The following is a 251-nucleotide window of genomic DNA, read 5'->3' as shown; positions in this document are numbered from 1 at the left end:
ACACCATATGAGAAAAAGAGCGTTTATCTTTCTGCGATTCGTGTTTATTGTGAAACTTTACTTAATCACTACCGCAATTGTTACGATGCTGCTGATCCTTACACAGATTATGCTGGCAGCTATAATTTTTACGGTAACGTGTCAATTGATTGGGAATACAAACAAACTGAGCTTACCGAAGACACAAAAACTGACTGTGATATGTATAACCTAAAATCTGGAGAAAAAGCAAATGAGGAGAAAATAAAGAA

The 251-nt window shown here is 35.5% G+C and carries 1 protein-coding gene; it reads left to right on the top strand.

The genetic code is table 11. The annotated features are described in order from the left end of the window. On the top strand, positions 1–251 hold a 251-nt coding region (locus R2R70_RS21900), incomplete at both ends, for a hypothetical protein (protein ID WP_410979181.1).

Origin of the sequence: Cobetia sp. SIMBA_158 (assembly GCF_046566945.1) — a bacterium.
GTDB lineage: Bacteria > Pseudomonadota > Gammaproteobacteria > Pseudomonadales > Halomonadaceae > Cobetia > Cobetia amphilecti.
The sequence above is the reverse complement of the archived record's forward strand: the minus strand, read 5'-3'. Positions and strand labels throughout refer to the sequence as shown.